At 46.3% G+C, this 12,717-nt stretch carries 11 protein-coding genes; 9 read left to right on the top strand and 2 right to left on the bottom strand.

Going from position 1 to position 12,717, the window contains the following annotated elements; genetic code table 11:
* Nucleotides 1-429 carry a flagellar basal body rod protein FlgB gene (gene flgB, locus CJD30_RS01980; protein WP_294915791.1) on the bottom strand — a complete coding sequence of 143 codons (429 nt, stop codon included), beginning with the start codon at nucleotides 427-429 and terminating at the stop codon, nucleotides 1-3.
* Between the two features lie 122 nt (nucleotides 430-551).
* Here flgB and CJD30_RS01975 point away from each other — a divergent pair, with 122 nt between their 5' ends.
* From CJD30_RS01975 to CJD30_RS01935, 9 genes are all read left to right on the top strand, one after another.
* Nucleotides 552-1,730, top strand: a complete 1,179-nt coding sequence (locus CJD30_RS01975) for an FtsW/RodA/SpoVE family cell cycle protein (protein ID WP_294915789.1) — start codon at nucleotides 552-554, stop codon at nucleotides 1,728-1,730.
* Complete coding sequence (murG, locus tag CJD30_RS01970) at nucleotides 1,727-2,740, top strand: undecaprenyldiphospho-muramoylpentapeptide beta-N-acetylglucosaminyltransferase (protein ID WP_294915787.1); 1,014 nt, start codon at nucleotides 1,727-1,729, stop codon at nucleotides 2,738-2,740. Before CJD30_RS01975 ends, murG begins: the two co-directional genes overlap by 4 nt.
* A gap of 101 nt (nucleotides 2,741-2,841) precedes the next feature.
* Nucleotides 2,842-4,509 carry a 2-isopropylmalate synthase gene (leuA, locus tag CJD30_RS01965; RefSeq protein ID WP_294915785.1) on the top strand — a complete coding sequence of 556 codons (1,668 nt, stop codon included), beginning with the start codon at nucleotides 2,842-2,844 and terminating at the stop codon, nucleotides 4,507-4,509.
* Nucleotides 4,510-4,698: 189 nt separating this feature from the next.
* Nucleotides 4,699-7,254 carry an alanine--tRNA ligase gene (gene alaS, locus CJD30_RS01960; RefSeq protein ID WP_294915783.1) on the top strand — a complete coding sequence of 852 codons (2,556 nt, stop codon included), beginning with the start codon at nucleotides 4,699-4,701 and terminating at the stop codon, nucleotides 7,252-7,254.
* Nucleotides 7,251-7,787, top strand: coding sequence for a hypothetical protein (locus CJD30_RS01955; RefSeq protein ID WP_294915781.1), 537 nt, complete (start codon nucleotides 7,251-7,253; stop codon nucleotides 7,785-7,787). The genes alaS and CJD30_RS01955 overlap by 4 nt, the downstream gene beginning before the upstream one ends.
* A gap of 3 nt (nucleotides 7,788-7,790) precedes the next feature.
* Complete coding sequence (gene maf / locus CJD30_RS01950) at nucleotides 7,791-8,339, top strand: septum formation inhibitor Maf (protein WP_294915779.1); 549 nt, start codon at nucleotides 7,791-7,793, stop codon at nucleotides 8,337-8,339.
* Nucleotides 8,336-9,442, top strand: a complete 1,107-nt coding sequence (locus tag CJD30_RS01945; protein ID WP_294915777.1) for a pyridoxal phosphate-dependent aminotransferase family protein — start codon at nucleotides 8,336-8,338, stop codon at nucleotides 9,440-9,442. The genes maf and CJD30_RS01945 overlap by 4 nt, the downstream gene beginning before the upstream one ends.
* 4 nt (nucleotides 9,443-9,446) lie before the next feature.
* Entirely contained in the window at nucleotides 9,447-10,145 is a 699-nt protein-coding gene (locus tag CJD30_RS01940) for an ATP-binding cassette domain-containing protein (protein ID WP_294915775.1), read from the top strand.
* A 35-nt stretch (nucleotides 10,146-10,180) separates the two neighbouring features.
* Nucleotides 10,181-12,145 carry a penicillin-binding protein 1A gene (locus CJD30_RS01935; protein WP_294915773.1) on the top strand — a complete coding sequence of 655 codons (1,965 nt, stop codon included), beginning with the start codon at nucleotides 10,181-10,183 and terminating at the stop codon, nucleotides 12,143-12,145.
* On the opposite strand, the gene CJD30_RS01930 is transcribed toward CJD30_RS01935, so the two are convergent.
* Nucleotides 12,142-12,705, bottom strand: coding sequence for a DedA family protein (locus CJD30_RS01930; protein ID WP_294915771.1), 564 nt, complete (start codon nucleotides 12,703-12,705; stop codon nucleotides 12,142-12,144). The genes CJD30_RS01935 and CJD30_RS01930 overlap by 4 nt on opposite strands.
* Nucleotides 12,706-12,717: the final 12 nt, after the last annotated feature.

Here is a 12,717-nt window from a genome sequence, read left to right as displayed (position 1 = left end):
TTACGATGTTTTGCTCGAAGCGTCAATGACACTTTTGAACAAAGCAGAATCTTTTTTGAGTGCAGCCGTGAGAGCATTAAACATCGTTGAGTTTTTTGCCATTTCGGTCGATTCGACATCCAAATCGACACTGTTGCCATCATTTCGAGCCATGTGTCCGTCACGAAAAAACGTCGTAGGCTTGGATGAACCTGTATCAATCGGTCCCAAATGGGCGCCGTTGGTATGGGCCATTTGAAGCTCCTCGGATTTGTTTTTGAAAATTTCGGCACTTTTTTGTGTCAAGGTATCTTCGAAACTAATATCTTTCGGGCGGTAAAAAGGGGTATCGGCATTGGCAATATTTCCGGCAATGATGTCTTGACGCGCCGCGCGGTAGTTCATTGCGCTTTCCATCAAATCATGCGAACGTGAAATATGAATTCCCATGGATTCCCCTTTCTCTCAAATCTGTTTGGAACACTAAAGCAAAAAATATTCCAATTTTCTTTTATCGAACTCTTTTCGAAGAAACGATATACTTAGGAAAATTATACATTATAAGCTTAAATATGCCGGATAAAAAATTATTTCTCTTGACAACCGCGCTGATTACGATAGGTGTTATTTGTTCCTATACGCTCACCGCTTATACCGTTGTCCTTTTTGATTATAACGATTTTCATTTTGTGATACGGGAACTTATCGTCGCGATAATCTCTATTTTGATTATGTGGACTCTGGCGCAGCTTGATCCGGATGTTTGGTTCCATCGTTTGGGATTAGGGCTCTTTTTTGGCGGAATTTTGTTGATGATTATCATGCCGTTTCTACCGGCGTCATTGGTCAGTGAAGTCGGAGGGGCAAAACGGTGGATCAAGCTGTTCGGATTTTCGATTGCTCCCGTGGAGTATTTCAAGGTAGGTTTTGTTTACTTTTTAGCCTGGAGTTTTTCGCGAAAGCTCGGACATCACGGTAATATGGGGGTTGCCGAAGAGTTTAAACGATTTATGCCCTACGCGGCGATTTTCGTCATCATCATGTTTTTGATTGCATTTATGCAAAACGACTTGGGGCAGGTTGTCGTATTGGCGCTTACGTTGGCATTTATGCTCTTTTTTGCAGGGAGCAGTTTTCGCTTTTTTATGACACTTATCGGAAGTGCCGTAGGATTTTTCCTCTTTTTTATTTTGACCGCCGAACACCGGATTAATCGTATCCTATCATGGTGGGCATCGGCTCAGAGTACCGTTTTGGCCTTTTTCCCAGAATCGATAGCGAAACATTTGCGGATCGAAAACGCCGAAGAACCGTATCAAATCGGGCACTCGCTTAACGCGATTCATAACGGGTCGATTTTTGGTACCGGTTTGGGCGGAGGGACGTTTAAACTTGGATTTTTGAGTGAGGTGCATACCGACTTTGTGTTGGCCGGGATTGCCGAAGAATTTGGATTTATAGGGGTTTTTGGCGTAACAATGCTCTTTGTTATGCTGTTGCACCGTTTGTTTAAAATTGCCAATCGATCCCATGATGATACGGCGTATCTGTTTAGCTTGGGAGTAGGATTGTTGATTACGTTTGCTTTTATCATTAATGCATACGGGATCAGCGGACTCACTCCGATTAAAGGGATTTCCGTTCCGTTTTTGAGTTATGGGGGATCGGCAATGTTGGCATCGGCGATAGGGGTTGGCATGGTTATTATGGTTTCCAAAAAAATCAAATACAAATCGGGGGATAAAAAGTGAATATTGTCTTTACCGGAGGTGGAACGGGAGGGCATTTAGTTATTGCTCTTGCATTGGCGCAGACTGCACGAGAACGAGGCCATCGAGTTATGTTTATCGGGTCGACTTCCGGACAGGATCGGCAATGGTTCGCCAACAGTACCCTCTTTGATGAGGTCCATTTCTTGGAGACGACGGGGGTTGTCAATAAAGCAGGACTGGGAAAAATAGGGGCGCTATGGAAAGTTTTTAAGGCTTCTTTGAAATCCCGTGATTTGATTCAATCGTTTCGTGCGGATGCGGTTGTCAGTGTCGGAGGGTTTTCGGCAGCTCCCGCGGCATTGGCCGCAGTTGTAGCGCGAGTGCCGTTGTATATCCATGAACAAAATGCTGTGACCGGTAAACTCAACCGTTTACTCCGACCCTATGCAGAACGTTTTTTCAGCTCGTATGAAGAGGGGGAAAATCATTGCGACTATCCCGTACATCCGCGCTATTTTGAGAATGCCCGAGTACGCGACGGGATAAAAACGGTAATTTTCTTGGGGGGATCGCAAGGGGCAAAATTTATCAATGATTTGGCTATCGAAATTGCTCCGTGGCTTCAAAACGGTGGAATTCATATTATCCATCAATGCGGTCTCAAAGAGGAAGAGCGGGTTCGTGCCGCATATCATACTCTTGGAATCGAAGCCGAAGTATACGGGTTTACAACACAAATTGCCGAATTGTGCGAGCGCAGTGATTTTGCGATAAGCCGTTCGGGGGCGAGTACGTTATGGGAACTGTGCGCAGCAAAAATCCCTGCTTTTTTTATCCCGTTTCCATACGCTGCAGCCGATCATCAGTACCATAATGCCCGTTATGTCATTGATCATAATGCCGGATGGTGTGAACGTCAAAATGATGGAATCGTGTTAAAACTGCAAGAGGCGATACTCAGCGATATTCGCTCTAAAAGTGAAGCTCTCGGGGAACTGATTAAACCGGATGGCGCATTGCATATTATTGAAAAGATTGAAAAACGATAATTCTCCTGTATCATCTGCGTTTGCTTCCCTTTTTGCTATAATCACGCCACTCATTCGCCTCAGCAAGGGCAATGAGGAGAGAAAATAGCAAGGAGTTTCGTATGAAACACGCATCGATGGGCAAATACCGCCCGTATCCTCAAGTTGATTTGCCAAATAGAACTTGGCCGTCCAAAACCATCACGCACGCTCCTATCTGGTGCAGTGTCGATCTTCGCGACGGAAACCAAGCATTGATTACCCCGATGAATTTGGAACAAAAACTCTCTCTCTTCAACCTCTTGCTGAAACTCGGATTTAAAAACATCGAGGTGGGATTCCCCTCCGCATCAAAAGTAGAATTTGACTTTTTGCGCACGTTGGTCGATCAAAAACTGATCCCGGATGATGTAACGGTACAAGTGCTTGTCCAAGCACGTGAACATTTGATCGACAAAACGTTTGAAGCCCTCGCGGGAGTTAAAAAAGCGATTGTCCATTTGTACAATTCCACGTCCGTTGCGCAGCGTAAAATCGTTTTTGGAAAAGAACAAGACGATATTATCGCATTGGCACTCGAGGGTGTTGATATGGTCAAAGCCCGTGCGGCCAAACATGACGGTGAGATTATGCTTGAGTACTCTCCGGAGAGTTTTACCGGGACAGAACTAGAGTTTGCCGCCCGTATCTGTAATGCCGTGACGGATCAATGGGGGATCAGCGCTGAGCGTAAAGTGATCATCAACCTTCCGGCAACAGTAGAGATGGCAACACCGAACGTCTATGCCGATCAGATCGAGTGGATGGGCCGACATCTCACGAACCGTGAGCATGTATTGATCTCGACTCACACCCACAACGATCGCGGAACCTCCGTTGCGGCAACCGAATTGGCATTACTCGCGGGAGCGGATCGTGTCGAGGGGACGTTGCTCTCTAACGGCGAACGGACCGGAAACGTCGATATTATTACGTTGGCCCTCAATATGTACACACAAGGGGTTGATCCGGAACTCGATTTCAGCGATTTGGAGGCAGTGGTACGCGTTGTCGAAGAGTGCACCGATATGAAAACCCATGAGCGTCATCCGTATGTGGGTGAGTTGGTGTATACGGCGTTTTCGGGATCGCATCAAGACGCGATTAACAAAGGGTTGGCATATCAGCGTGCCAAAGAGGACGAATTTTGGGAAGTTCCGTATTTGCCGATCGATCCGCAGGATGTGGGGCGCAATTATGAGGGGATTATCCGTATCAATTCCCAATCGGGCAAGGGGGGCGTCGCGTACGTCCTCGAAGATAAATTCGGTTACTCATTACCGAAAAAAATGCATCCGGAAATCGGACGTATCGTTCAGCATGTAACGGATGAAGCAGGACGTGAACTTACCAGCGAAGAGATTTTGGATATTTTTGAAAAAACTTATTTCGGTGAGCCGCACGATATCGAGTTTGTGGACTATTCGGTCATTTCTGAGAGTGCCAAAGAACACTCTGCCAAATGTGTGTTGGAATACACCCATAACGGCAAGCTTATCCGCAGTGAAGGGGTGGGTAACGGTCCGATCGATGCGTGCAAAAATGCGTTGATGGTGGAGTATTCTCATAGTTTTAAAATCCTTTCGTACTCTGAGCATTCACGAGGAGAACTCTCCAGTGCCGAAGCGGTGGCATATATCGAGATTCAGACAGAGGGTTTGGAGAAATTTTTTGGGGTAGGGTGTGATAACGATATCACCGTTGCCTCGATCAAAGCGATGTTTAGCGCCCTCAATCGGGCATTTTCGTAATTCTAAATTAAAATTCCGTGATCTAAACCATAGAGCCGTTCCGAAGGCAGTCGTGCCGAGAGGAACGCAGCGTTCTTGGATCACGGTATGCTCTTTTGTTACTTTTCTTGCTAAAAAGAAAAGTAGAGAAATTTTTTTAAAGCCTTCTTTCGCTATAATCGCGCAATTTTAACCATTGCGAGTAACCTTATGTTAGATGTCCGCGAAGCCTTTTTGGCCTTTTTTGAATCAAAACAACATGCACGAGTATCGAGTTCTCCCCTCGTACCCGATGATGCTACCCTCCTTTTTACCAATGCCGGTATGGTCCCATTCAAATCAATCTTTACGGGCGATATTCCAATCCCCTCAAATCCTCGTGCTACGAGTGCGCAGACGTGTATCCGTGCCGGTGGAAAACACAATGACTTGGAAAATGTCGGTCATACGGCTCGTCACCATACATTTTTCGAGATGCTCGGAAATTTTAGTTTTGGTGATTATTTCAAAGAGGAAGCGATTTCCCATGCGTGGGAATTCGTCACGGAAGTGATGAAACTCCCTGTTGACAAACTCTGGGTTACCGTCCATGAGAGCGATGATGAAGCTGAAGAGATCTGGAAAAAACATATTGCCGCGGATCGTATCATGCGTCTTGGAGACAAAGATAATTTCTGGCAGATGGGAGATACCGGACCGTGCGGACCATGTTCGGAAATCTTCATCGATCAGGGTGCAGAACATTTCAACGGCCCTGAGGACTACATGGGGGGAGACGGAGATCGATTCTTGGAAATCTGGAATCTCGTTTTCATGCAGTATGAGCGTAATGCAAAAGGGGAACTGAAACCTCTTCCAAAACCTTCTATCGATACTGGGATGGGATTGGAACGTGCGACGGCGGTACTCGAAGGGGTTACCAGCAACTACGACAGTACTCTTTTTATGCCGATTATCCGTAAGGTAGAAGCGTTGATCGGCAAACCGTATGTTTATGCAACAGGTGCATCGTATCGTGTCATCGCCGATCATATCCGCACCGTTACATTCCTCCTTGCGCAAGGGACGAATTTCTCTAACGAAGGTCGCGGATACGTACTTCGACGTATTCTTCGCCGTGCAGTTCGTCACGGATATCTGCTCGGATTTACCAAACCGTTTATGTTTGAAGTCGCCGATACCGTTGCGGATGTTATGGGGAAACAGTACCCGTACATCATTGAAAAACTGAGTGTCCTCAAAGAGCAGATGATGCTCGAAGAAGAGCGCTTTTTCAAAACCATCGCATCGGGGATCGAGTTGTTCAATGAAGAACTCCAAAATACCAAAGAAGTTTTCAGCGGCGAAGTAGCGTTCAAACTCTACGATACGTTCGGGTTTCCGCTCGATTTGACCGAAGATATGCTTCGTGAGAAGAATATGAGCCTTGATGTTGAGAAATTCGAAGCGTTGATGGGCGAACAACGCGCACGCGCAAAAGCGGCTTGGAAAGGTTCAGGAGATGCACACGTCGAGGGAGATTTCAAAGCTCTGTTGGAGACGTTTGGGCTGAATGCATTTATCGGATATGCGTACACCAAAGCACCGGTCAAAATCCAAGCGCTGTTGAGTGAGAATTTTGAACGAGTCGATCAACTCCATGCATCTCAAAAAGGGTGGGTTTTGCTCGAAGAGACTCCATTTTATGCGGAGAGCGGGGGACAATGCGGTGATACAGGAACACTCGGCAACAAAGCATCTGTGCTCGATACGAAAAAATTTCATGGATTGAACCTCTCTCATATCGAGACTCACTCGACCCTCAGCGTCGGTGAGACGGTTGATGCCATTGTCGATCCATCGCGTAACGAGATTGCCAAACACCACTCGGCGACCCACTTGCTTCATGCCGCGTTGTATGAGATTTTGGGTGATCATATCGCACAGGCGGGATCATTGGTTGAACACAATCGTCTCCGTTTCGACTTCTCTCATCCAAAAGCGATGTCTCACGAAGAGATTGCATTGGTCGAAGAGAGGGTCAATCATCACATCTTCCATGCGCTAGAGGGGATGACTCGAGAGATGAGTATCGATGATGCGAAAAAAAGCGGTGCGAAAGCACAGTTCGGTGAAAAATACGGTGATACCGTCCGTGTTGTCAATTTTGGGACGGCATCGGTGGAGTTCTGTGGAGGTATCCATGTCGATAACACCGCAACTATCGGAACATTTGTCATTGTCAAAGAGAGCGGTGTGAGTGCGGGTGTTCGCCGTATCGAAGCGCTATGCGGCAATGCGGCGTATAATCTGTTCAAACAACAACGCCATTTGCTCGATGAGGTTGAAGCATCGGTCAAAAACCGCGATGTATTGGCTGGTATCGAGCGTCTGAAAGAACAAGTAAAAACGCTCAAAGCAGAGATGGCAGCATTGGCTTCATCCGCAAAAGAAGAACTCACTGTAGCGATGATGGGAAATACTGCCGTTGTGGTAGCAGAACTCACTGCGGGAGATATCAAAGAGCGTATCGACGAGTTGAAAAACCAGTACGATTCGGTTGCGGTGATTTTGTTCCAAGTCAAAGACGATAAAGTCCTACTAGCCGCAGGGGCTAAAAACACGAATGTAAAAGCAGGGGATTGGATCAAAGCGGTTGCGCCGATTCTCGGCGGCGGGGGCGGAGGGCGTCCTGATTTCGCTCAAGCGGGCGGAAAAGATGCCGGCAAACTCTCTCAGGCAAAAGATGCTGCATTAGCGTATGTAAGTACGGAGCTTGGTCAATGAAAGAATTTTTGATTGAAACGTTCGCCCATCATCGCACATTGATCGTATTTTTACATATTCTCAGTGCAGTTGTATGGGTCGGAGGTATGATTGCGATCCGTTTTGCGGCACATCAGTCTTTGGCGATGATTATCGATCCGAAAGTGCGTTTGGAGCGTGCGGCGCATACTCTTAAACGTCTTTTTACCCTTGTAACTCCATTCGTACTTATTTTGATCGTTACGGCAGTGATGATGGCCGTAGGACTTGGGTTTCGCGCAGCGGCAATGGATGCTAATGGTCACGTGATCGATGAATATGCGATGAGTATTTATAATACGATCCATATCAAAGAGGCGATTTGGCTCATCATGTCGATCAATCTCGGTGCGATGATGTTTCGTCGTCGCAAGGCGGAGCTGGCATTGAATGAAGGCAATCTCGAAGAGGCTAAAAATGCCCTTATGTTGATCGCAAAATATATGGTTCCTGTGAATATTGCCCTTGGCTTAACCGCTATCTTTATCGGCGTGGTACTCCGAAACGCGTATTAGAGCATGATACGCCTAGCGTCCTCCTCGATCACCCGTGCCGAGCTTCTTCGGGCAGCGGGTATATCTTTTATCCAAGAGTCGATCGATTTTGATGAAGACTCGATTCTAGCCTCTTCTCCTAAAAATTTTGTTTATCAGGCGACACTGGGAAAATACCGTGTCAATTTCGAAAAATTCGGGTGCAGTGATTATCCTCTGCTCGTTGCCGATACGGTAGTAACGGCCCAGGGAAAAATTTTGCGCAAAGCCAAAGATGAAGCGGATGCGCGGGCTATTTTGGAGATGCAAAGCGGTTCAGAGGTCGCTATTATCACCTGTATGATTTACAAAACTCCAAAAATCGAGTTGATCGATATCTCTTCAACCCACTACTTTTTTGATATCTTTGATCCTCAAGAGGTTGAGAAATATCTTCAAAGCGGTGATTGGTGGGGAAAAGCGGGTGCGTGCATGGTAGAAGGATTTTGCAAACCTTATATCCGCGAAGTACGTGGTTTTGAGAGTACGGCTATGGGGCTCTCTACTGAAGTGTTAAAGCCGTTTTTATCATGAACTTTCCCTACGAATCTGAATTAAAAGCACTCAAGCGCTCGGGGCGTTACCGTGAGCGCAGTATCCGTAACGCTGGATTGATTGATGCCGCATCGAACGATTATCTGGGATTGGCGGAACACAAAGAACTGCACATGAAAGCGTGCGAAACTCTTTCACATTACAGTGATCATGCTCCAAAAGCCTCCATGTTGGTCAACGGCTACCATCCGATCCATGCGGCATTTGAAGAGGCATTGTGCAAAGCTAATGGGTTCGAAGCGGGGATTGTGATGGGAAGCGGCTTTAATGCCAACATCGGACTCATCGAAGCGCTGGTACGCAAAGGGGATGTTCTCCTCATGGATGAGGAGTACCATGCAAGCGGTATTGCGGGTGCTCGGATGTGTGAGGGAGAAGTTGTTTTTTTCCCTCATAACGATACCAAGGTGCTGCAACGGGAGCTTGAACATTTCAAAGGGAAACGGATTGTAGTCGCGATCGAGGGGATCTACTCGATGGGGGGTGATCTGGTGAGCCGAGAGATCATTGAGCTTGCCATGGCGTATGAGAGCGTTTTGATTTTGGATGAAGCGCATAGCAGCGGCGTGATCGGGGAAAAGCTGATGGGGATACTCGATTATTACGGGATTGAACCGACACCGCTCATGATCAAAATGGGAACATTGGGAAAAGCGTATGGGAGTTTCGGTGCGTATGTTCTCTCTTCGGAACACATCAGCCACTATCTTATCAACCGTGCTAAAAATGTGATCTATGCCACGGCTCCCTCGTTGTATGATACGGCGTTGGCGCATCATGCGTTGGAGTACATCCAAACCCATACTGAAGCGTTGCGAGAGGCAATCCGATCGCGCCAAAAAATAGTCTATGACACGCTGGGAATTGAGTGTGCAGGATTGATCGTCCCCATCGAAATCGGAGATAATCGGGAAGTGATGCGGCTTCAAGAGATTCTGAAAAACGAGATGGGAGTGCATGTCGGTGCAATACGGCAGCCGACGGTCAAAAAAGCGATACTTCGCCTTATTGCACGGGTCGAAATCAGCGAAGCGCTTTTGCGCAATGTGTGTGAGCGATTAATGCAGATTTGGGTAAAATAACATCATGAACTCTATCCAAATCGATCGGCTTAGAATTGCTCATCGTGATAAGGTTTTGGTTGATATCTCGTTTGAGATTCGAAGTTCATTGGCATTGGTCGGAGAGAGCGGGAGCGGTAAATCTCTCAGCCTCAAAGCGCTATTGGGGCTTTTAGATCCGACATTGGAAATGGATCTTGAAAAACGCTCGGATTTTGAGTGGAAAAAGGGTGAGAGCGTCTCTCTCGTTCCACAAAACCCGTTTACGGCACTTTCGCCATTGACACGCATACAAGATCAAATGTTTTTCTCTTTAGAGCGATGTGAGGAACTTTTTGGAATGTTGGGATTAGATCTATCGCTGCTGAAACGGTTCCCTCCTGAACTTTCAGGAGGGCAGCTGCAGCGGGTCGTTGTAGCGATTGCGCTGGGTTCCAATCCCAAGCTTTTGTTACTGGATGAACCGACAACTGCGTTGGATCCCGAATCAAAAGAGGCTATGATTGTATTGCTAAAAAATTTGCAAGCTTCAATTGGTTTCAAAATGCTATTCGTTACTCATGATATGGGTGTGGCATCGGCTTTATGTGAAGATATATGTGTCCTTCGCAACGGAGAGGTTGTTGAAGCCGGAAAAATGGGTGATGTGATCGCATCTCCGGACAAAGAGTATACTAAAGCGCTGATAAACGCTGAATTTAAAACCAGAGGATTTAGAAATTGATCAACTCCTATGATGAAGTGCCGACAAGGTCAAGAATGAAAAAATATATGCTCGTTGGACTTGGAATTCTTGTGATGATTCCAGTCGCTTTTTTAGGTTATTTGATCTACTCTTTCGAATACGAGACTCAAAAATTGATCAAATATCAGCCCCGTTTGACCACCGAAGTGTATGATCGAAACGGGAATAAAATTGCTAATCTTTTCAGTGATGAACATCGTTACTACGTTTCGTATGAAAACATTCCTGCACGGTTGATTGAAGCTCTTTTGGCGATTGAAGACACCACCTTTTTTGAACACAGCGGAGTCAATCCGGATGCAGTTATGCGTGCTATCGTCAAAGATATAAGTGCCGGAAAGCTCAAAGAGGGTGCGAGTACGATTACGCAGCAGTTGGTTAAAAATACTCTGCTCAACCGTGAAAAGAAGTTTTCCCGTAAGTTCAAAGAGGTATTGTATGCTATTCGTATCGAGCAAGAGCTCTCCAAAGAACAGATTTTAGAGCGCTACTTCAATGAAATTTATTTGGGTCACGGATATTACGGTATCAAAACCGCTGCAGACGGATATTTCCGCAAACCTCTCAAAGAGTTGACCCTCAAAGAGATGGCAATGCTTGTAGGACTTCCGAAAGCACCGAATTTTTATGCGCCGACCAAAAATTATGAGCTCTCTTTGGGGCGAGCCAACCGTGTAATCGGTCGTATGTATGAACTGGGATGGATCGATCAAGCGACTTATGAAAAATCGACCCAAGAACGACCGAAAGTCTATAATGATACTCTGAGTCAAAACTCTGGTCCCTACATTATCGATGAGGTTATGCGTCAGCTGAGCGACGCGTTCCCGGATATCCGAAGCGGCGGATATAAAATCTATACGACGATCGATATGCGTCTCCAGGAGTCGGGATACAAAGCGTTGCAATCAGGCCGTGAAGAGATCCTAAAACGGGCTCAGGAAGCGGGCGATTTGGATGAGAATATGCAGCGTCAGCTCAATGGGGCGCTGATCAGTCTTGATCCTCGCAGCGGCGAAGTTTTAGCGATGGTTGGAGGGTATGATTATTCTCTCAGTCCGTACAACCGTGTTACGCAGGCAAAACGCCAACCGGGATCGGCATTTAAACCGTTCTTGTATCAAGTAGCCCTCGATAGCGGTATGTCTCCGTCTTCTATGGTTCCGGATATCGCCCGAACGTATACCTATGCGGGGGATAACGGGGAAGAGAAAACATGGACGCCGAAAAACTACAAAAATGAGTATAAAGGGATGGTAACCATCCGTGATGCATTGGCACATTCACGTAACCTTGCGACGATAAATATGGTGAGCGATATGGGATTCGGAAAAATTGTAGAGGGACTTCGCCGATATGGAATCACTGAAAAACTTCCTCCGGATTTATCGATTGCATTGGGAACGATATCGATTTCTCCGATTGATTTGGCGAAATACTATACGATGTTTGCCAGCGGCGGAGCATTGACGAATCCGATGCTGATTCGTCAGGTCGTTACGCCGACTGGGGAGACCATCCAGTATCAAAACAAAAGCCGTCAAGTCAATACGCCTCAGCAGATCTATCTTATGACATCGATTTTAAAAGATGTCGTAGCTTACGGGACGGGTACGACAGCACGCGTCGGTGGGATTGAGATTGCGGGTAAAACGGGAACGACGAATGATAACGTCGATGCTTGGTTCGCAGGATATTCGCCGACGGTAGAGACAATCGTATGGTTCGGACACGATAACAATACCCCGATGCGACGAAGCGAAACGGGAGGACGTGCTGCCGGACCGGTCTTTAGATATTTCTATGAAGATTTGTTACGTATTTATCCAAATACGAAACGTACGTTCGATGTACCACCGGGAGTCTATGTCGGATCACGCAGTGATACGAATGCAACGGAATCGTATACCGATACGTCAGCGGCTCCGGATGCCACACAACAAGAGGCACCGAAAACGGCAGAAAAATTGTTGTTCTAACTTTTTTTCTTCGTTGCGGAGGAGAGATAGAACCAGGTAGATCCTCCGATGATGATAAGCATTACCGGTGCAAGATACGGTTTTGCGGCAATCAAATCGTACGCCTTGATCAACGCACCGCCGAAAATATAACTTCCCCCTCCGACAACAACCGCCCAAATAGCCGCACCGAGTGCATTATAGGCACTAAATTTCCAAAAATCGTATTTTGTTAACCCTATCGCCAAGGTAACCAGCGTTTTGAGCCCATAGATGAATTTTTTGACGACAATAATCCATGAACCGTTACGTTTGAGGAGAAGATGAGAAAATGCGAGTTTTCGACGGTGCTTTTTGAAATACTCCATCATTTCGCGTTTATGGTAACGGGAGAGATAAAACATCAGTGAATCCCCGATAAAGTTTGCCGCAAAAGCAATAGCGATAGAGAGGCTAAGATCCATTTTCCCCATAAAACTAAGCACACCCGCACCTAAAAGAGCAACGAAACCGCCCCCTAACGAGTAGAGAAATAAAACAATATAACCGTAGGTTGAGAGGTTATTGAGCATATCATCCATGTAACAAATCCT

The sequence above is a fragment of the Sulfuricurvum sp. PD_MW2 genome (assembly GCF_002633015.1).
GTDB lineage: Bacteria > Campylobacterota > Campylobacteria > Campylobacterales > Sulfurimonadaceae > Sulfuricurvum.
Note: the sequence above shows the minus strand (reverse complement) of the source record. Positions and strands in the feature narration are given on the sequence as shown.

Coding starts and splice junctions, on each gene's coding strand:
- flgB (WP_294915791.1), bottom strand. CDS start 429: ATGGGAATTCATATTTCACGTTCGCATGATTTGATGGAAAGCGCAATG.
- CJD30_RS01975 (WP_294915789.1), top strand. CDS start 552: ATGCCGGATAAAAAATTATTTCTCTTGACAACCGCGCTGATTACGATA.
- leuA (WP_294915785.1), top strand. CDS start 2,842: ATGAAACACGCATCGATGGGCAAATACCGCCCGTATCCTCAAGTTGAT.
- alaS (WP_294915783.1), top strand. CDS start 4,699: ATGTTAGATGTCCGCGAAGCCTTTTTGGCCTTTTTTGAATCAAAACAA.
- CJD30_RS01955 (WP_294915781.1), top strand. CDS start 7,251: ATGAAAGAATTTTTGATTGAAACGTTCGCCCATCATCGCACATTGATC.
- maf (WP_294915779.1), top strand. CDS start 7,791: ATGATACGCCTAGCGTCCTCCTCGATCACCCGTGCCGAGCTTCTTCGG.
- CJD30_RS01945 (WP_294915777.1), top strand. CDS start 8,336: ATGAACTTTCCCTACGAATCTGAATTAAAAGCACTCAAGCGCTCGGGG.
- CJD30_RS01940 (WP_294915775.1), top strand. CDS start 9,447: ATGAACTCTATCCAAATCGATCGGCTTAGAATTGCTCATCGTGATAAG.
- CJD30_RS01935 (WP_294915773.1), top strand. CDS start 10,181: ATGAAAAAATATATGCTCGTTGGACTTGGAATTCTTGTGATGATTCCA.
- CJD30_RS01930 (WP_294915771.1), bottom strand. CDS start 12,705: ATGGATGATATGCTCAATAACCTCTCAACCTACGGTTATATTGTTTTA.